Consider the following 20,198-nt stretch of genomic DNA (forward strand, 5'->3'; position numbering starts at 1 on the left):
CGCACCAGGTCGCCGGTGCGATACAGCAAACCACCGACACTGAACGGATCGGCGACAAAGCGTTCGGCCGTCAGGCCCGGACGGTTCAGGTAACCCCGGGCCAGGCCCGTGCCACCCAGGTAAAGCTCACCGGCCATGCCTTGGGGCAGCAGGTTCAGGTCCGCGTCCAGCACGTAGGCGCTACGGTCGCCGATGCGGCTGCCGATGGGCGCGTACGCGGCGCCGCAGGTCACGTCGCGGCCGGCTTTCCAGATCAGCGGGGTGACCACGGTTTCGGTCGGGCCATAGCCGTTGATGATGAAGTCCGGGTCGAGGGCGCGCTTGACCCGCTCGAAACCGGCGTTGGGCACCGCGTCGCCGCCAAAGCAATAGACGCGCATCTTGGGTGGGTTACCCTCGCGCTCGGCCTGTTCGGCCAACTGTTGCAGGTACACCGGTGGGAAGGCCGCCACGGTCACGCCGTACTCGCGCATCGCCTGACAGGTCTGTTCCGGGGTCCACAGACTGTCGTCGCGAATCAACAGCGAAGCGCCATGGGTCAGGCTGGTGAGCCAGCGTTCATGGGCGCCGTCGAAGGCGAAGGACATGAAGTGGAACTCGCAGTCGCTGTCACGCATTTCATAGCGTTCGCCGATGGCCTGGCAGTGCATCGCCAGCGGACCATGGGCCACGCTCACGCCCTTGGGGTTACCGGTGGAACCGGAGGTGTAGATCACGTAAGCCAGGTTTTGCGGATCGACCTGAATGGACGGCGCATGCGTCGATTGCTGGCTGAGGTCCAGGCCATCGAGTTCCAGCACCTGGGCGGCGGCGTCCAGCGGCAGTTGCGCCGACACCCGCGAATCGGTCAGCAACAGCGCCAACCCCGAATCCTCGATCAAGTACGCCAGTCGTTCGCGAGGATACTGGGTGTCCAGCGGCACATAGGCACCGCCGGCCTTGAGCACCGCCAGCAGCGCGACGATCACCCCTTCGCTGCGGGGCAAGGCCACGCCAACGCGGATTTCCGGGCCGACGCCTCGGGCGATCAGCGCGTGGGCCAGTTGATTGGCCCGCCGCTCGATCTCGCCATAGCTGAACCGTTGTCCGTCGAAAATCACCGCTGTGCGGTGGGGCTTGAGCGCCGCCCATTCGGCGATTCGTTGATGCACAGCGAGATCGGTCGGGTATGGCTGCGGATGGTTGGCAGCCTGCTGACGAGCCTGTTCTTCGCCGCTGACCAAGGCAATCTGCCCCAGGTTGCGGGTCGCCGATTCAGCGAACGTTTCCAGGAGGTGGGTCAGGTGCCCGCTGATCTCGTCGATGGCCATCGGGCTGAAATGCGCCTGGTCGAAGCGGTAGTGCAGCGCCAATGTCTGACCGAGGGTCACGGCCACGCTCAACGGGTAATGGGTCTGCTCTCGATGAGCGACCTCGCCGAACACCAGCCCTTGCCCGGCGCTGTCCTGCAGGGCCTGGGCAACCGGGTAGTTTTCGAACACCAGGATGTTGTCGAACAGCGCCTCGCCGCCCTGCCCGGCCCAGCGCTGGATGTCCGCCAACGGCGTGTGCTCGAACTCCCGCAGGCTCAGGTTCTGCGCCTGCACCGCTTGCAGCCATTCACCGACCGATTGATCCGGACGCGGCGCAGCGATGACCGGCAAGGTGTTGATGAACAACCCCACTTGCTGCTCGACGCCTGGCACATCCGCCGGACGCCCCGCCACGGTGGCCCCGAAGGCAACGCTGTCGTGGCCGGTGTAGCGTTGCAGCAACAGCAGCCATGCCGCTTGCACCAGCGTGTTGAGGGTGACTTTCTGCTGGCGGGCGAACAGCTCCAGTGCCTGGGTCCGGGTGGCATCCAGGGTCTGGAAATGATCGCCATGACCCTGCTGGCTTTCGCCGGCGGACATCACCCGCGCCAGGCGGGTCGGCTCTTGCAGGGTCGCCAGTTGCGCGCCCCAGAACGCCTCGCTGCGTTGAGGGTCCTGGCGTTGCAGCCAGGCGATGTAGTCGCGGTAGCGCCCGACACTGGCGGCAGGCACGCGACCGTTGTAGCGCTGCAACACTTCGCCCAGCAGTTGGGCGTTGCTCCAGCCGTCCATCAGGATGTGATGGTGGGTGTAGATCAGGTGCCAGCGGTCGGCCTCGGTCCGCACCAGCACCAGGCGCAACAACGGTGCCTGACTCAGATCGAAGCCTTTTGCTCGCTCATCCTCGGCCAGCGCGGCAAGGGCCTGCGGCGGGTCGGCACGGTCACGCCAGTCCAGCACCGTGAAGGGCACTGGCACCTGCTTATGGACCATCTGTAACGGCTGCTGCAAGTCGCCCTGCCAGACGAAGCCGCTGCGCAGGATATCCTGCGCATCGACACACGCCTGCCACGCCGCGCGGAAACGCTCGGCATCCAGGCCTTGCACGTCCACCCGCAGTTGGTTGACGTATTCGCCTGCAGCCTGCTCGTAGAGGGTGTGGAACAGCAGCCCCTGCTGCATGGGCGACAGGGGATACAGGTCGTCGAGTTGGCCGCTGGGTACAGGCAATTCGTCGAGTTGCGCCTGGGGGATGCGCGCCAGCGGGAAATCCGACGGTGTGGCTTGCGGCACGGCCAGGTTGACGCAATGTTCGATCAACGCCGTCAGCTCGACGGCATATTGATCGACCAGTTGCTGCACGGTCGCATTGTCGAACATCTCGCGGCTGAACCCCCAGCTCATCGTCAGCTCGCCGCCATACACCTGCCCTTCCACGGTCAGCCAGTTGGCCAGTGGCGCCGTGGGATCCTGCGCGACGCCACTGCCTTCGCCGGACGGCACGAACAGCGCCGATTCATCGAACTGGCGGTCGAACTGGCCCAGGTAGTTGAAGGTGATACGCGCGGGCGGCAGATCCGTCAGTTCGGCTTGCACCTTAGGCGCGGCCAGATAGCGCAGCACGCCGTATCCCAGGCCTTTGTCCGGGACGTCGCGCAGCTGTTCCTTGATCGCCTTGATCGAGCCGCCGAGCTCGTCGGTGGCGGTCAGCTTCACCGGGTACAGGCTGGTGAACCAACCGACCGTCCGGGTCAGGTCGATGTCATCGAACAGGTCTTCACGGCCATGACCTTCCAATTCCACCCGCGTGCCCGGCTGCCCGCTCCAGCGGCTAATGGTGCGGGCCAGCGTGGTCAGCAACAGGTCGTTGACCTGGGTGCGGTACGCCGCGGGCGCCTGTTGCAGCAATTGCCGGGTCAGACCGGCGTCCAGACGCCATTGGATCTTCGCGCCGTGGGCATTTGCCAGGCTGCCTTGTGGGCGGTCGCATGGCAGGTCCCCAACGCCCTGGTGCTGGGCTTTCCAGTAGGCCAACTGGTCGTTGAAGCGCAGCGCGTCGGCGCTCAGGCGCGCGGTCCAGCGCTGGAACGCGCTGGTCTTGGCCGGCAGCGTAACGCCGCCGCCCGCCGCGAGTTGTTCATAGGCCTGCTGCACATCTTCCAGCAGCACGCGCCACGACACGCCATCCACCACCAGGTGATGAACGACCAGCGCCAGCCGCTGGCTACCATCGGCCAGATTGACCAGCATGGCCCGCACCAGCGGCCCTTCTTCCAGGCAGAGGCTGCGCTGCGCGTCGTCACACAGCGCATTCAACTGCTCGACGGATTGGGCATCGCGCAGCCACAGGCCGGCGCTTTGCAGCAGCGGCCCATGGACTTGCCGCCAACCGTCCGCGTCTTCGACGAAGCGCAGGCGCAGGGCGTCGTGATGATTGATCACGCAGGTCAGCGCCGCGTCGAGCCATTGTTCGTTCAAGGGTTCGCGGGGGCTCAGCAATAACGATTGGTTCCAGTGCTCGCGGGCCTGCATCGGCCGCGAGAAAAACTGCTGCTGGATCGGCCCGAGCAGGGCATCGCCGGTGACCGGCCCCTGGTCCACGGCGCTCTGATGATCGACACTCTGATGATCGACGCTCGCAACCCGCGCCAGGCTGCGCACGGTCTGGTGCTGGAACAGATCCCGTGGGTTGATGTGAATACCCAGCTGTCGCGCACGGCTCACCACTTGGATGGAAATGATCGAATCGCCGCCCAGCTCGAAGAAGTTGTCTTCGAGGCCGACCCGCTCCAGCCCCAGGACGTCCTGCCATATCTCGGCCAGCGCGGTTTGCAGCGCATCCTGTGGCGCGACGAAGGCTTGCTGCGGTGCGGCATCCGGTTGCGGCAAGGCCTTGCGGTCCAGTTTGCCGTTGGCCGTGACCGGCAGCCTGTCCAAGGGCATCAGGTAGGTCGGCACCATGTATTCCGGCAGGCTGCCCAGCAACCAGGCCTTGACGTCCTGTTGCCACTGTTCCGGCGGCTGGGGATTTTCCAGCACCAGGTAACCCACCAGGTGCTTGCCGTCCTGCACCAGCACCACTGCCTCGCGCACCAGCGGGTGCTGCGCCAGCCGGGTTTCGATTTCGCCCAGTTCGATGCGCAGGCCGCGCAACTTGACCTGATGATCGAGGCGGCCAAGGTATTCGATCACGCCGTCGGCGCGCTGGCGCACGCGGTCACCGGTGCGGTACAGGCGCTCGCCGGCCTGGAAGGGGCACGGTACGAAGCGCTCGGCGGTCAGCGCCGAACGTCGGTGATAACCGCGCGCCAGCCCTGCACCGCCCAGGTACAACTCGCCGGACACGCCCCACGGCACGGGTTTCAATTGGGCGTCGAGCACGTGGGTGCGCAGGTTCGCGATCGGCTGCCCGATCGGCACGCTGTCGGCGCCTTCGTCGACACAGGTCCAGTGGGTCACGTCGATGGCCGCTTCGGTCGGACCGTAGAGGTTGTAGAGCCCCGCGTTCGGCAGTTTGGCGAAGACCTGATGCAGGGCATCCAGCGGCAAGGCTTCACCGCTGCAAACGATGCGCTTGAGTCCCGCGCAGGTTTCCACGCCCGGCTCGTGGATGAACGCCTGCAACATCGATGGCACGAAGTGCAGCGTACTGATGCCGTATCGGTTGATGGTCTCGATCAACTGCAACGGGTCGCGGTGCGCTCCCGGCGCGGCTATCACCAGACGCGCACCGGTCATCAGCGGCCAGAAGAACTCCCACACCGACACGTCGAAGCTGAACGGGGTTTTCTGCAACACCGCGTCGCTGCCGTCCAGGCCATAAGCCTGCTGCATCCAGCACAAGCGGTTGACCAACGCCGCGTGGCTGTTGCCCGCGCCCTTGGGCCGGCCGGTGGAGCCGGAGGTGTAGATCACATAGGCCAGGCTCAGCGGATCGACCGCCACCTCGGGCCGGCCCTCGCTGTAGCCATCGAGCCAGCCGGCCGGTTGATCGAGCAGGATCACGGCCACGCCCTCGGTGGGCAGCTCCGTCAATAGCGAGCCCTGGGTCAGCAGCAAGGCGATGCCACTGTCTTCGATCATGTAGGCCAGGCGCTCCCGTGGATACTCCGGGTCCAGCGGCACGTAGGCGCCGCCGGCCTTGTGAATCGCCAGCAGCCCGACCACCATCTCCACCGAGCGCTCGACGCAGATCCCCACCAGACTGTCAGCCCGCACGCCGCGCTCACGCAGCAGATGGGCCAGTTGATTGGCGCGGGCGTCGAGCTGGGCGTAGGTCAGGCTGTGGTCGCCGAACGACACCGCCACCGAGTCCGGAGTGCGCGCCACCTGCGCTTCGATCAGCTGATGCATGCACCGGTCGGTCGGGTAGCGCTGGGCGGTGGCGTTCCAATCGTGCACCAATGCCTGGTGCTCGTCGGCATCGAGCAGCGGCAGTTCGCCGATGCGCTGCAACGGGTCGGCCACCATCGCCTCCAGCAAGCGCAGCCAATGCCGCGCCATGCGTGCGATGGTCGCGGCTTCGAACAAGTCGTTGGCGTACGTCAGCGCGGCGTGCAGCTTGCCGGCCTTCTCGAAGGTGTCCAGGGTCAGGTCGAACTGGGTGGTGCGGCCTTGCCAGTCGATCATGCCCAACTCCAGCCCCGACGCGGTGCTGATCGTGGTGATGTCGGCCACGTGTGGCTGGTGGTTGTACATCACTTGGAACAGCGGCGTATGGCTGAGGCTGCGCTCCAGTTTCAACGCGTCGACCAGACGTTCGAACGGCAGGTCCTGGTGGGCCTGGGCACCGAGGGCAGCCTCTTTGACGGTTCGAAGCAAATCGACAACCCGCGTCTGCCCATCGAGTGGGGTGCGCAGCACTTGGGTATTGACGAAAAAGCCGATCAGGCCTTCGATTTCATCGCGATTGCGGTTGGCGATCGGCACGCCGACGCGGATGTCGCACTGGCCGCTGTAGCGATGCAGCAGCACATTGAACGCACCGAGCAGGAACATGAACAAGGTGACGCCCTGCTGCTGGGCAGCGCTGCGCAGTTGATCGGCCAGGACGCTGTCGATGGCGAATTCATGACGGCTGCCGCGATAGCTCGGCATCACCGGGCGCGAATGATCGGTGGGCAGTTCGAGGACCGGATGCTCGTCGCCCAGTTGCGCCTGCCAGTATTCGAGTTGCCGCGCCTGCTCGCCCGCTTCGAGCCAGCGGCGCTGCCACAGGGCGTAGTCGCCGTACTGGACCGGCAGCGGCGCGAGTCGCGGTGCCTGCCCCGCTTCATGGGCGTCGTAGCAGTGAATGAATTCGTCGATCAGCACGTTCATCGACCAGCCGTCGGAGACGATGTGGTGCAAGGTCAACAGCAACACATGCTCTTGCTCACCGAGCTTGAGCAGCTTGACCCGCAACAGCGGCCCGACCGCCAGATCGAACGGCAGCAGCGACTGCTGCTGAGCCGCCTGGGCCACCGCCCGCTCGCGCTCGTCGGCGGGTAGCGCAGCGAAATCCTCTTGCTCGATCATCAACGGTGCCGTCATGGGCACTTGCAAAAGACTGTCATCGGCCTGGCGCTGGAAGACCGTGCGCAGGGTCTCGTGACGGGCCATCAGGGTGGCGAACGCCTGCTCCAGTGCCGGCAGGTTCAAGGCCCCCTTGAGCCGCACCGCTCCCGGCAGGTTGTAGGCACCGCTGTGGGGGTCCAATTGCCAGAGAAACCACATGCGCTGCTGGGCATAGGACAGGGCCTGGCGATCCTCGGCCTCGACGCCCTGAGGAATCGGGAAGCCGCTGAATTCCACGCCCTCCTTCTCCAGCGCCGCCAGGAACATCCGGCGCTTTTCCAGGGGCAACCCGATAAACCGGCGAGCAAGTTTCAAGGCGTCTTCAGCATTCATTTTCTAGGTATCCGGGATCAGTGGGCACAAGGCACAAAGGCAAGTCGTCCCTTTAAAACGAATGCAGACCGGAAAAATTAGCGTTTGAGAATGAGTGTCAGAAGAGGGATACAACGGGGGTTTTGAAAATGATGCAGATCCTCTATGTGGGAGCGAGCCTGCTCGCGATGGCGTCGGATCAGCAACTAATAGGCAAGCTGACACACCGCCATCGCGAGCAGGCTCGCTCCCACATTAATGCTCTGTATGCCTGATGACCTGCATGCCTGGGCATCAACTCATGCGCTGATCGCCAGGCCATGGCGCCGATGATGCACGCTCAGTTGCTCCTTGATCAGGCGCAGCACCCTGGCCTCATGCTCGTGGATGAAAAAGTGTCCGCCGGCCAGCATATCCACGGAGAAACTGCCCGAGGTTTCCCGGCTCCAGCCGATCAACTGCTCAGTGGTGGCTTTATCAGTGGTGCCGCCCAACACATGCACCGGGCAGTTGAGCCGTGGCCGCACCCTGGGCTGGAAACGGCCGCACATCAGAAAGTCCGCCCGCAGGACCGGGAGGGTCAGGGCCATCAGCTCTTCATTGGCCAGCACTTCCTCGCTCGTGCCGTTGAGGGTACGCAACTGGTCGATCAGTTCGGCATCGGTCTTCGGCTCGGCAAAGCCACGGTCGTAATCGGCCCGCATCGTCGGCGCAGCGGTGCCCGAGGCGAACAGCGCCACCGGCTCAGGGCAGCCGAGCTCGCGCAAGGCATGGGCGATTTCACACGCCAGCAACGCGCCCAGACTGTGACCGAACAGGGCATAAGGGGCCTGGAGCGACGGGCGCAGCTCCCGTGCCAGTTGCAGCGCCAACGGGCCCATGTCGGTGCGCAACGGCTCGGCGAAACGCGCCCCGCGTCCCGGCAGCTCGACCGGTTGCACGCGCAGCCATTCGGGCAACTTGCGCCGCCAGCGGTTGTAAACCATCGCGCTGGCGCCGGAATAAGGCAGGCACAGCAGGGTCAGTGGGGTCACAGCAGTTTTCTCCGAACGGTGGTGTATGAAAGATAACGAAGTGGCAATACGTTGAATTAGTCGCAGGTGCCGTCGACGCGCCATCTTATATCGACTGCTCCTATACTGGCGGCACCTCGTCCTGCCCACTCCAAAGGAGCCCGTCATGAGCTGGTCCGCCAAACAATATGTCACCTTTGAACAGGAACGCACCCGCCCGGCCCGGGACCTGCTGGCTGCCATCCCTGCGATGCAGGCGCGCTCGGTGATCGACCTGGGCTGCGGCCCCGGCAATTCAACCGAACTGTTGGTGCAACATTTCACCGACGCCACGGTGCGCGGCCTGGACAGCTCCGCTGACATGGTCGAGGCCGCCCGCCGACGCTTGCCCGCCGTTGCGTTCGACACCGCCGATATCGGCCAATGGGACGAAGCCGGCCCGTTCGACGTGATCTTTGCCAACGCCGTGCTGCAATGGCTGCCCGATCACGCCACGCTGTTGCCGTCACTGGTGAGCAAGCTGGCGTCGGGCGGCAGCCTGGCGATCCAGATGCCCGACACCCTCCACCAACCCTCCCATCGCCTGATGCGGGACATCGCCGCCAGCGGCCCCTGGGCCAGCCAGTTGACCCGTGCGGCGGATTCGCGCACGGAAGTGGAGGACGCCAGCACGTACTACTCAATCCTCAAGCCCCACTGCGCCCGCGTCGACGTATGGCGCACCACCTACCACCATCCGTTGGCCGATGGCGCGGCGGGCGTGGTGGAATGGTTCAAGGGCAGTGGCTTGCGACCGTTCCTCGACCCATTGGATGAGGCGCAGCGTGAGCAGTATCTGGAGCAGTACCTCAAGGCAATCGAACAGGCGTACCCGGCGCTGGACGATGGTTCGGTGCTGTTGCCGTTTCCACGGGTATTCATCGTGGCGACCCGAGACTAAATTGTTGAGCCGGGTTCTCGTCATCTGCTAAGACCCAAAACAGCAAGAGTGACCGCCGTGGACCTGCACACCATCCTGGGCAAACTGTTCGCCAATGCCGGCGCCGTTGGTATCGAAGGCGTTTTCCAATTCGTGTTCGGGCCTCAACAGGCGTACTGGTCAGAGGTCAAGGCCAGCAGTCGTACCGAGGCCGGCCGGCACACCAGCCCCGACGTGACCATCGAGGTGGCGGAACAGGACTTTCTCGGGATCATGGCCGGCATGGCGAACGTCGAGGAGTTGTTCGCCAGCGGTCGCTTGAAGATTGGCGGCAATATGGGGCTGGCGACCCTGCTGCCGCAGATCATCGAGCATGCCCGTCGCGGCGCGGGCGTGGCGGAAAAGGTCGACATGAACAAGCGCTACCCCACTCCGCCGCGCTTCAGCGAAAGACTCACCGCCAGCCTGCCCACCCAGCGCAGCGTGGAACGCCGCCCGCGCAGCGAGTTGTCGGTGCAGGAGTTCCAATCGCGCTACCTGCCCCATGGCATTCCGCTGATCATCAGCGATGCGCTGCAGGACTGGCCGCTGTTCAAGCTCAGCCGCGAAGAGTCCCTGGTACATTTTGCCCAACTGCAAGGCATCACCCGCCACGGCGACTACGTGAAAAAGACCTTCTCCACTGAACGGGACTTTCGCTCCACGTCCATGGCCGATTTCATCGCCTCCCTCGACAACCCGGCCCCCAAGGACGCCGACGGCGAACCGCCAGCCTACATGGGCAATAACATCTTGCCGGCGCAACTGATGGAACAGATCAAGTACCCGCCCTACTTCGACCCATCGCTGTTCATCCCGCCGCGTATCTGGATCGGCCCCAAGGGCACCCTCACGCCGTTGCACCGCGACGACACCGATAACCTGTTCGCCCAGGTCTGGGGCCGCAAAAGCTTCATCCTTGCCGCGCCCCATCATCGCGAGGCCTTGGGCACCTGGTCCACGGCGCCCCAAGGTGGCCTGGACGGCTGCGACTTCAACCCGGACGCGCCGGATTATCAGCGCTTTCCCGATGCCCGGAACGTGACGTTCATGCGCATCACGCTGGAGGCCGGGGACCTGCTGTTCCTGCCCGAAGGCTGGTTCCACCAGGTGGAGTCGGTGTCCACCTCGCTGTCGGTGAATTTCTGGGTGAATTCGGGGCGGGGTTGGTAACAGGAGGCGAGACACAGTGCTTTTGTGTTCTGCAAATGAACTCCAAACGTCTCGCACCAGTCAGCAGGTAAGGCCCTCCGTTCAAGGTGCTAAACCATGCAGATATCCCTCGCCCAGCAAGTCGCCCTCGTCACCGGCGCCAGTTCCGGCATCGGCGCCGGCTCGGCCAGGGCATTGGCGGCGGCCGGTGCCGCCGTGGTGCTCAATTACCATTCCGGCGCCGGTCCGGCCGAAGACCTGGCCCGGGAAATCAACGACAACGGCGGCCGGGCCATTGCCATTGGCGCCGATGTGTCGAAGGAGCAGGACGTCGAGCGACTGTTCGCCGAGACGCTGGACGCCTTTGGCACGCTGGACATCCTGGTCGCCAATTCCGGCCTGCAAAAAGATGCCGCCGCCGTCGACATGACCCTGGACGACTGGAACACGGTGATCGGCGTCAACCTCACCGGCCAGTTCCTCTGCGCCCGCGCCGCCCTGCGGATTTTCAACCGCCAGGGCATCCGCCAAGGTGTATCCCGGGCCGCCGGCAAAATTATCCATATGAGCTCAGTGCACCAACGCATCCCCTGGGCCGGCCACGTCAATTACGCGGCGTCCAAGGGCGGTATCGACCAACTGATGCAGACCCTGGCCCAGGAAACCAGCCACCAGCGCATCCGCATCAACAGCATCGCGCCCGGTGCCATCCGCACGGCCATTAATCGAGAGGCCACCGAAGGCGAACAGGGGCGAAAGCTGCTGGAGCTGATTCCTTACGGTCGCGTGGGGGATGTGGAAGATGTCGCCAACGCGGTGGTCTGGCTGGCGTCGGATTTGTCCGATTATGTGGTGGGCACGACGCTGTTCATCGATGGCGGGATGAGCCTCTATCCGGGGTTTCGCGGCAATGGCTGAGCATGACGAACCCCAGAGCCCCATCGAGAACCACGGCATCATCGGCGACATGCGCTCCGCCGCGCTGGTCAACGACCGGGGCAGCGTCGACTTTTTCTGCTGGCCGGAATTCGACAGCCCGTCGATCTTTTGCGCACTGCTGGACACACCAGAAGCGGGCCTCTTCCAGCTCGCTCCCGACCTGCCGGACGCCCGTCGCCAGCAGATTTATCTGCCCGACACCAACGTGCTGCAAACCCGTTGGCTGAGCGACGGCGTGGTGGTGGAAATTACCGACCTGCTGCCCATCGGCGACAGCGAAGATGATCGGCCGGTGTTAATGCGCAAAGTGCAAATGGCGGTCGGTCAGGCGACGTTTCGCATGCGTTGCGCGGTACGCCACGACTACGCCCGGGCCGCGACCACCGCACGCCTGGAGGACGCCGACATCTGCTTCGAAGCACCAGGACAACCCAGCCTGCGTTTATGTTCGGACCAGACCCTGACCCTGGACGGCAACGCAGCGGTGGCCGGCTTCACCCTGCAGGAAGGCCAAAGCGCTGAGTTCTTGCTGGGCGGCATCGATGATCCCAGGCTCACGGATGACGCCAGCGCCCTGTGCCTGGAACGGACCCTGGCGTTCTGGCGCGGCTGGATCGGCCAATCCAACTACCGCGGGCGTTGGCGGGAAATGGTCAACCGCTCCGCCCTGGCGTTGAAGCTGCTGACCTCACGCAAGCACGGCGCCATTCTCGCCGCTGCCACCTTCGGCCTGCCGGAAAGCCGTGGTGGCGAACGCAATTGGGATTACCGCTACACCTGGATCCGCGACGCCTCGTTCACCGTCTATGCCTTCATGCGCCTGGGCTTCGTCGAAGAAGCCAACGCCTACATGCGTTGGTTGCGGGGTCGGGTCAGCGATTGTCGCGAACAACCCACCCGCCTCAATATCCTCTACGGCCTGGATGGCCGGTTGGAACTGCCGGAAACCGAGTTGCCGAATCTGAGCGGTTTCGGCGATGCGCAGCCGGTGCGCATCGGCAACCTGGCGTACGAACAGGTGCAACTGGACATCTTCGGCGAGCTGATGGACGCCGTGTACCTGGTCAATAAGTACGGCGAGGCGATTTCCCATGAAGGCTGGAAGCACACCGTCGACGTGATCGACCAGGTCTGCGCCATCTGGCAGGAAAAAGACGTGGGCATCTGGGAAATGCGCGGGGCCAAGCAACATTTCCTGCATTCGCGGCTCATGTGCTGGGTGGCCGTCGACCGCGCCATCCGCCTCGCCGTCAAACGCTCCCTGCCCGCGCCGTTCACCCGCTGGGACGAGACTCGCCAAGCGATTTACAACGACATCTGGACGCATTTCTGGAACGACGAACGCCAGCATTTCGTCCAATGCCTGGGCAGCACCGCCCTCGACGGCTCGATGCTGCTGATGCCGCTGGTGCGCTTCGTCAGCGCCCGCGATCCGCGTTGGCTGTCCACCCTGGACGCCATTGAAAAACACCTGGTGCGCGACGGCATGGTGTATCGCTACCGCAACGACGACCACCCGATCGACGGCCTCAGCGGCAGCGAGGGCTCGTTTGTCGCGTGCTCATTCTGGTACGTCGAATGCCTGGCCCGTGCCGGCCGCGTGGAAAAAGCCCAACTGGAGTTCGAACAACTGCTGCGCTACGCCAACCCGCTGGGGCTGTACGCCGAAGAATTCGACAGCCACGGCTACCACCTGGGCAACACGCCCCAGGCCTTGAGCCACCTGGCCCTGATCAGCGCCGCCAGCTTCCTGGATCGCAAGCTGAGCGGGGAGAAAAATCATTGGCAGCCGTGAGCAACAATCGCCGGACCGGATTCCACTCCATTGTGGCGAGGGGATTTATCCCCGCTGGACTGCGCAGCAGTCCTAAAAGCAGGCAACCGAGAATGTCAGGCCGAACGAATAGGGATCTCTACAGGGGGCCGCGCTGCGGCCCAGCGGGGATAAATTCCCTCGCCACAGAAAATCATCACCGACTCCAGCCATTGATCGCGCCATCGCCTCGCAGGTTGCCAGCCCGCCCAACCCCTCCTAAGATCGATGCGCTACGGGTGCAGCGGAGCTGCCCGATAAAACCCGATTCAAGGATTAGGCATGACCCACGTGAAACGCACCATCGACACCCCGCCCCGCACGGGCCTGACCCGGGAAGCGCTCTGGGAAGGCCAGGACAAGGGCCTGATCAAGTGCTGGGAAATCGGCCGCGAGCGGGCGCTGAAATTCCCGGAACTGGCGCAACGCTGCCTGGCTGGAGAGTTGCCCGTGTTAGGCTGGAAAGGCGGCGTCAGCCGCAGCCTGAAGAAAAACGAAAAATTCGGTTGCCTCAAATACCTTGCCCAATGGCAGGGGTTGCGCGGTGAAGACCTGGACGTCGACCTGTCCCAGGAACGCACGTTGACCTGCACCCTGACGAAGATGATCGTGACCTTCACGCCGGACCGGGCCAAGTACGTGAATCAGGAACCCGCCTGAGGGCAACCGGGTGCTGCCGGAGGCCGATATGAACCTCGATTTCAAGGTCGATTTCGCGGTGACGCCGCTGTTGCGCATCGCCTATGAGGAGCACGGCCCCGCCACGGGCGAGCCGGTCATTCTGCTGCACGGCTTCCCTTACGACCCCAGGGCCTTCGATGAAGTCGCCCCGGCCCTTGCCGAACGCGGCTACCGGGTCATCGTGCCCTACCTGCGCGGCTACGGCCCGACCCGTTTCAATAACCCGGCCATCATCCGCTCCGGTCAACAAGCCGCGCTGGCCCAGGACCTGCTGGATCTGATGCACGTCCTGCATATCCCCCGAGCGGCGCTGTGCGGCTATGACTGGGGCGGTCGGGCAGCCTGCATCGTGGCGGCGTTGTGGCCGGAACGCGTGCGCTGCCTGGTCACCGGGGATGGCTACAACCTGCAGAACATTCCCCAATCGACGCAGCCGCTGGACCCGGCCACCGAACACCGCCTGTGGTACCAGTACTATTTCCACACCGCCCGTGGCGTGGAAGGCCTGACGCAGAATCGACGTGAGTTGTGTGAGCTGCTCTGGCGCCTGTGGTCACCGACCTGGAAACGCGGTGCCGAACTGTACCCGCTGAGCGCTCCGTCCTTTGACAACCCGGACTTCGTCGACGTGGTGATCCACTCCTATCGGCATCGCTTCATGTACGCACCGGGGGACCCGACCCTGGAATGGCTGGAGGAACAACTGGCGGCGCAACCGGCCATCGGTGTGCCGAGTATTTCCCTGTGTGGCGCCGACGACGGTGTCGGGCCTCCATCCGAACATGACGAAGACGCCGGTCATTTCACTGGCTTCTATGAGCGCCGGGTGCTGGCCGGCGTTGGGCACAACATTCCCCAGGAAGCGCCTGAGGCGACGCTCAGGGCCCTGCTGGATCTGCTTGAGGGCTGACCGCGAACCGCTCGCGATAGGCCTGGGGCGTCACGCCCATGGCCCGCAGAAAACTACGGCGCAGGGTTTCCTCGCTGCCGAAGCCACAATGCACTGCCACCCGTTTGATCGGCACAACGGTGTCGGCCAGCAACCGGCGGGCGGTTTCCACACGGATCAACTCCACCGCCCGTGCCGGGGTCTGGCCGGTTTCAGCGCGGTAGTGCCGCACAAAGCTGCGCTCGCTCATGCCCGCCTGGGCGGCCAGGTGGGGCAGGCCCAGGTCTCGGGTAAGGTTCTCGGCGATCCAGGCATGCAGTTCGTCAAACCGACTCCCCTGGTTTTGTAGCGATAGCGTCACGCTGAATTGCGACTGACCGCCAGGACGCTTGAGAAACACCACCAACTGCCGGGCAACTTCCAGGGCCGCGGCGCGACCCAGGTCGTCTTCCACCAGTGCCAAGGCCAGGTCGATACCGGCTGTGACCCCGGCCGAAGTCCAGACCGGACCGTCGTTGATGAAGATCGGATTGGGTTCGACCCGCAGTTGCGGATGCTGTGCGGCCAGTTGTTCACAACGGGTCCAGTGGGTGGCCACTCGCCTTCCGTCCAACCAGCCACTGGCGGCCAGCAGGAACGCCCCGGTGCACACCGAAGCTACCCGCCGCGAACGCGAACCTTGCTCCTTGACCCAGGCCACCAGCGCCGGATCCTTCGCCGCCTCGTACACCCCCCAGCCACCGGCGATCAACAAGGTATCGCTGCCTTCGCTCGGCAGCGACTGGGCCAGCAACGCCAAGCCCGCCGACGACACCACTGCCCCGCCACCGGCCGCGATCACCGTCGGCGCGTACGGCAACGGCAGCCCTTTCTGGCGCGCCAGGTCATTGGCCGATGCGAACACCTGCAAAGGCCCGGTGACATCGAGCACTTGCACGTTGGCGAAGGCCAGTACATGAACGGTTTTCGGCGGGTTGGGCATATTGGCGTAATTCGTGGGCTTATTGGCGAATACGCCAGAGCCTACGGCCCTAAAGTTGAGTCGTCCAGCCCTCGGGCATCATCACAAGGAGAACGCACCATGACATTACAGATCGGCTTGCTGTTGTTTCCGCAGGTCCAACAGCTGGACCTGACCGGCCCTTACGACGTGCTGGCCTCGTTGCCGGACGTGAAGGTGCATCTGATCTGGAAAGACCTGGCTCCGATCACCGCCAGCACCGGTCTGGTTCTGCTTCCCACCATGACCTTCGACGCTTGTCCGAAGCTCGATGTGATCTGCGTCCCCGGCGGCACGGGCGTCGGAGCGCTGATGGAAGATGCGCAGACCCTGGAGTTCATCCAGCGCCAGGCGGCTCACGCCCAATACGTCACCTCGGTGTGCACCGGCTCTCTGGTACTCGGCGCCGCGGGACTGCTGCGGGATAAACGCGCCACCACCCACTGGGCCTATCACAGCCTGCTGCACACCCTCGGGGCGACACCCGTCCAGGACCGTGTCGTACGCGACGGCAACCTGATTACCGGTGGCGGCATCACGGCGGGGATCGATTTTGCCTTGACCCTGGCGGCCGAGCTGTTCGACCGAGACATTGCCGAGTTGGTCCAACTGCAGCTCGAATATGCCCCTGCCCCGCCGTTTGAGTCGGGGAGCCCGGATACCGCGCCGCCCCATGTACTGGAAGAAGCCCGCCGGCGTACGGCGGAATCGTTCCGGGTGCGCTCGCAGATTACCCAACGGGCTGCGGAGCGGTTGGCGTTGGCGTAACCGTCGCTCCCTATCGGATCGGCCTCTGTACCTACGGAAATTTTTCCATATGTCACAGAGGCCGTTCTGATGTTGACTCAGTCCGTTTTAGAACGGGCTGGCGGTGGGCCGTACGATCAGTTCGCTGACATCGACATCCGCCGGTTGCTCGATGGCGTAAGCAATCGCCCGGGCAATCGCCTCCGCGGGAATCGAAATCCGGCGGAACTCGCGCATCTCGGCCCGACCACCTTCATCGGAAATACTCTCGGCCAATTCCGACTCGGTCACGCCAGGGGAGATCACCGTCACCCGTACATCACCGCCGACCTCCTGACGCAAGCCCTCGGAGATGGCTCGTACGGCAAATTTAGTGGCGCAGTAGACGGCGGCGGTCGGGCTGACGGCATAGGCGCCGATGGAGGCGATGTTGATGAACTGACCGCTGCGCTGGCGTTGCATCAACGGCAGGCCGGCCGCGATGCCGTGGAGCACGCCACGGATGTTGACGTCGATCATGCGGTCCCACTCCTCGACTTTCAGCGCCTCGAGCTTGGAAAGCGGCATGACGCCGGCGTTGTTGATGATCACGTCGATCCGGCCGAAACGCTCGACGGCGAAGTCGACCAGGCTCTGGACATCGTCACGACGGGTCACGTCCACGGCTTTGCAGATAGCCTGCTGTCCACGGGCTTCGAGTTCCTGGACCAGCGCTTGCAAACGATCGATACGCCGTGCGGCGAGCACCACACGGGCGCCACGGGCTGCCAGCAGGCGTGCCGCGGCTTCACCAATCCCGCTGCTGGCACCGGTAATGACCACTACTTTGTTTTGGATATCGGACATGATGGTTTCCTCGTCTGGATGTGTTGGCCCCCGGTGGGAGCGTTTCGACAGGTCCAGATTAGGGAAGCGAGCGAGGCCAGGGTTAGCCGGATCCTCCTGCCCGCTTGCACGATCCTGTAGCGATAAAACCGACGCTGGTCGCCAGCCGCACAATCGGCTTTACTAGCGCGATCCATTCATTTGGCCAGGGAGATTTGATCGGCATGTCGGTATCCACATCCATACAAATTGCGCCAGACGACGGCCTCAACCAGCGCCGGGCTGAACTGGCGGACCTGATGAAACGTTTTGCGCCGGAAAATGGGGTGTTCCCCACCGCCATCGGCGCGTTGAACCTCATTCGCAGCGACGAGCCCACCGAAGCCCTGCATCTGGTGCATAAGCCGGGCCTGTGCGTGATCATAGAGGGGCGCAAGGAAGTACGACTGGCAGATGAATGCTACGTCTATGATCCGCTCAACTACCTGGTGGTCTCGGTGACGCTGCCATTGGCCGGCCAAGTGGTCGAAGCCAGCCCCGAGCGACCTTATATGTGCATTCGCCTGGACATTGACCCGGCACAGGTCTGCCGACTGATCGCCGATGCCAGCCCCATCGGTGTGCCGGCGCAACGGAGTGGACGTGGATTGTTCCTGGACCGCATCGACGTGCCACTGCTCGACGCCATGTTGCGCCTGCTGCGATTGCTGGAAACTCCGGACGATATCGCCACCCTCGCGCCACTGGCCCAGCAGGAGATTTTCTATCGGCTGCTGCGTGGCGCCCAAGGGCAACGCTTGCATGAAATTGCCATTCCGGACACCCAGGCCCATCGCATCAACCGCGCCATCGAGTGGCTCAACAACCATTACGCCGAGCCGTTGAGCATCGATAGCCTCGCACAGATGATCAATCTCAGCCCTTCGGCGTTGCATCACCGCTTCAAGGCCGTGACTGCCATGAGCCCATTGCAATACCAGAAACAGCTACGCCTGCAGGAAGCCCGACGGCTGCTGCTTTCGGAGAACAGCGACGTTTCGTCAATCGGCTACAAGATGGGATATGAAAGCCCTTCGCAGTTCAGTCGCGAATACAGCCGCCTATTTGGCGCCTCTCCGAGCAAGGACATCGCCCGCCTGCGTGCCCAGGCGCTACACGCCAACAGCGCCTGATTCTGCACACAAACAGGATCAGGCAACACCAGGGCAGTATCCGTCTAACGACCGCCCCCATCGTCTCTCTAATCTGAACCCATGCAGCAAGACAGCCGTCACGCTGCAACGGGTTCAGCAGATCACGACATCTGAACGACCCGGCACTCAACCTTTGACATGACCGGAGTCTTACCATGAAAACGCTCAAAACCTTGATCGCCGCTACCACCTTCGCCCTCAGTGCCAGTGCATTCGCCCTGCCAAGCCAGCAAGAGGACCGTTTCTTTACCCATGCTCCGGACTATCAGCAGACGATGGCTGCTGATGGCTCGGAGCGGACGCCGGGCGGTCAGGCATTGGCGGCCGATGGGGCTGAACGTACCATCTCCCGGCGTTTGGCATGATCGGAGCCAATTTTCCTCAGGCGAAAAAAAACCCGCCGAAGCGGGTTTTTTGAGGACCAATTTGACTCCCTGTCTGGCATTCCATGCCTGGTCCCATCATCCATGACCCCAAGCACTCCCTGTACTCAGTGGATGGACACAGATTAGGCCCATTGCCGGTGTGGCAAAAGACGAGAAAGTAGCGTCGATCTGTAAGCGTTTCGCTATACAGCCTCACCTGGGCTTTTAATAGGGCGAAAAAAAACCCGCCTAAGCGGGTTTTTTCCAAGACCATTACGACTCCCTGTCGATAGCCATCCTGGCAAGGTCGATCGTCCCTGATCCTGAGCACTCCCTGTGCTTCAGTGGATGGGGGCAGATTACGCGTCGGATCCAAAGTAAAACAGACGACATAGCTACCATCTTGTGTAAGACATTTGCCATAGATCCCCTTCTGTAAACCCCTAGGTAACTCAGGTATTGGCCAGGAACTCTTCGATATTGGCCATTTGTTCGTCCCAGCCACGGCTGTCCATGCGAAAGGCCTTGAGTCGACGAGCTTCGGGGATACCGCTGAACCCCGACTCCACCACTTTCAGTAAGGTCCCGCCGTCCATATCCTCCAGCTCGAATTGAACGCGCGTTTCGGGTTCCTGGGAGTAATCCACCTCAGGCTCGATGGCGTAGGGGTGCCAGCGGAAGGAGAAGACACGCTCGGGCTCGACCCGCTCCACTGCTACATCCCAGGTGAGGTGCTCATAACCGGGATAAGTGATCCTTCCCTGGGTACGCTCACCTGCCACAAATCGCTTGCCTTCCAGAGCTACGCCAAACCATTGCCCGAAAGTTTCGGCATTGGCCAGGGCCCGCCAAACCTGAGAGCGCGGCGCCTTGAGCAGGATCTTTCTTTCAATGCGATCAGATAAATGCATGGGTCACCTCCTGTGTTCAACAGTAGGTCTGTAAGACCACAAGGCCAACCGGAAAGTTGTATCTGCCGGGATGTTTGGCAGTGCGGTGACGTTAAAGCGGCCTGACCCGATGTACACTCCTTTGCATTTTTAACCCTTCAAGGAGAGATCGACATGCCTCCACGCTTGCTGCTGGCCCTGGCACCGCTGCTTTTTGTCAGCATCACCCAAGCCGACGATTGCGCCAACGCCACCACCCAGGGTGAGATGAACCAATGCGCGGCCCAGGAAAAGAAAGCCGCCGACGACGAGCTGAACAGCCTGTACAAGCAAATCACAGCACGTTTGAAAGACAACCCCGAGGCCAAGCAACTGTTGGTCAAGGCACAACGAGCGTGGGTCGGCTTTCGCGATGCCGAATGCAATTTTTCCGCGTCGGGAGTCGAGGGTGGTAGCGTCTATCCTGTAGTGGTCAACTAATCCCGGACACGACGTTAAGTTTTTTCTCGGCCTGAGCTGGGGCCAGTCCATTGTTGAATTGGTGCGGTCTAATCCAGTTGTACCGATGCATCA

The 20,198-nt window shown here is 63.1% G+C and carries 14 protein-coding genes and 1 pseudogene (1 of these 15 only partly in view); 10 read left to right on the plus strand and 5 right to left on the minus strand.

Annotation, left to right across the window (positions count from 1 at the left end; genetic code table 11):
- Together EGM97_RS19115 and EGM97_RS19120 are read right to left on the minus strand one after the other, a co-directional pair.
- A protein-coding gene (locus EGM97_RS19115; protein WP_238960867.1) for a non-ribosomal peptide synthetase crosses the window boundary here: on the minus strand, nucleotides 1-7,181 show its 5' portion. Its footprint begins 5,218 nt before the window's first position; 7,181 of the gene's 12,399 nt are visible here — the first part of the coding sequence; it begins with the start codon at nucleotides 7,179-7,181; its stop codon lies off the left edge, out of view.
- A gap of 278 nt (nucleotides 7,182-7,459) precedes the next feature.
- Nucleotides 7,460-8,194 (minus strand): thioesterase II family protein, encoded by a 735-nt coding sequence (locus EGM97_RS19120; protein WP_238960868.1) that lies wholly within the window; start codon nucleotides 8,192-8,194, stop codon nucleotides 7,460-7,462.
- Nucleotides 8,195-8,339: 145 nt separating this feature from the next.
- Here EGM97_RS19120 and tam point away from each other — a divergent pair, with 145 nt between their 5' ends.
- The 6 genes from tam (at nucleotide 8,340) to EGM97_RS19150 (ending at nucleotide 14,626) form a co-directional block, all read left to right on the plus strand.
- Nucleotides 8,340-9,113: a trans-aconitate 2-methyltransferase gene (gene tam, locus EGM97_RS19125; protein WP_238960869.1), complete on the plus strand. Its 774-nt coding sequence runs from the start codon at nucleotides 8,340-8,342 to the stop codon at nucleotides 9,111-9,113.
- A 57-nt stretch (nucleotides 9,114-9,170) separates the two neighbouring features.
- Nucleotides 9,171-10,304: a cupin-like domain-containing protein gene (locus EGM97_RS19130; protein ID WP_238960870.1), complete on the plus strand. Its 1,134-nt coding sequence runs from the start codon at nucleotides 9,171-9,173 to the stop codon at nucleotides 10,302-10,304.
- A 96-nt stretch (nucleotides 10,305-10,400) separates the two neighbouring features.
- Entirely contained in the window at nucleotides 10,401-11,201 is an 801-nt protein-coding gene (locus EGM97_RS19135) for an SDR family oxidoreductase (RefSeq protein ID WP_238960871.1), read from the plus strand.
- Nucleotides 11,194-13,017, plus strand: coding sequence for a glycoside hydrolase family 15 protein (locus tag EGM97_RS19140; RefSeq protein ID WP_238960872.1), 1,824 nt, complete (start codon nucleotides 11,194-11,196; stop codon nucleotides 13,015-13,017). The genes EGM97_RS19135 and EGM97_RS19140 overlap by 8 nt, the downstream gene beginning before the upstream one ends.
- Before the next feature lie 300 nt (nucleotides 13,018-13,317).
- On the plus strand, nucleotides 13,318-13,695 hold the full coding sequence (locus tag EGM97_RS19145) for a hypothetical protein (RefSeq protein WP_238960873.1): 378 nt from the start codon (nucleotides 13,318-13,320) through the stop codon (nucleotides 13,693-13,695).
- Between the two features lie 28 nt (nucleotides 13,696-13,723).
- On the plus strand, nucleotides 13,724-14,626 hold the full coding sequence (locus EGM97_RS19150; protein WP_238960874.1) for an alpha/beta fold hydrolase: 903 nt from the start codon (nucleotides 13,724-13,726) through the stop codon (nucleotides 14,624-14,626).
- Here EGM97_RS19150 and EGM97_RS19155 read toward each other — a convergent pair.
- Entirely contained in the window at nucleotides 14,595-15,587 is a 993-nt protein-coding gene (locus EGM97_RS19155) for a GlxA family transcriptional regulator (protein WP_238960875.1), read from the minus strand. The two genes, EGM97_RS19150 and EGM97_RS19155, sit on opposite strands and share 32 nt — an antisense overlap.
- A gap of 99 nt (nucleotides 15,588-15,686) precedes the next feature.
- On the opposite strand from EGM97_RS19155, the gene inhA reads away from it, so the two are divergent.
- On the plus strand, nucleotides 15,687-16,373 hold the full coding sequence (inhA, locus tag EGM97_RS19160) for an isonitrile hydratase (protein WP_238960876.1): 687 nt from the start codon (nucleotides 15,687-15,689) through the stop codon (nucleotides 16,371-16,373).
- An 87-nt stretch (nucleotides 16,374-16,460) separates the two neighbouring features.
- Here inhA and EGM97_RS19165 read toward each other — a convergent pair whose 3' ends face one another.
- A complete protein-coding gene (locus EGM97_RS19165) occupies nucleotides 16,461-17,198 on the minus strand; it encodes an SDR family oxidoreductase (RefSeq protein WP_238960877.1) in 738 nt (245 codons plus the stop codon).
- Nucleotides 17,199-17,401: 203 nt separating this feature from the next.
- On the opposite strand from EGM97_RS19165, the gene EGM97_RS19170 reads away from it, so the two are divergent.
- Nucleotides 17,402-18,349, plus strand: a complete 948-nt coding sequence (locus EGM97_RS19170) for an AraC family transcriptional regulator (protein WP_238960878.1) — start codon at nucleotides 17,402-17,404, stop codon at nucleotides 18,347-18,349.
- Nucleotides 18,350-18,525: 176 nt separating this feature from the next.
- A complete protein-coding gene (locus EGM97_RS19175; protein ID WP_238960879.1) occupies nucleotides 18,526-18,735 on the plus strand; it encodes a hypothetical protein in 210 nt (69 codons plus the stop codon).
- 452 nt (nucleotides 18,736-19,187) lie between these two features.
- Here the strand turns inward: EGM97_RS19175 and EGM97_RS19180 are convergent, their stop codons facing one another.
- Entirely contained in the window at nucleotides 19,188-19,646 is a 459-nt protein-coding gene (locus tag EGM97_RS19180; protein WP_238960880.1) for an SRPBCC family protein, read from the minus strand.
- A 153-nt stretch (nucleotides 19,647-19,799) separates the two neighbouring features.
- Here EGM97_RS19180 and EGM97_RS19185 point away from each other — a divergent pair.
- A pseudogene (locus EGM97_RS19185) lies at nucleotides 19,800-20,096 on the plus strand (lysozyme inhibitor LprI family protein); the annotation flags it as partial.
- Nucleotides 20,097-20,198 lie beyond the last annotated feature (102 nt).

It is taken from the genome of Pseudomonas sp. AF32 (assembly GCF_022342325.2).
GTDB classification, from domain to species: Bacteria; Pseudomonadota; Gammaproteobacteria; order Pseudomonadales; family Pseudomonadaceae; genus Aquipseudomonas; species Aquipseudomonas uvaldensis.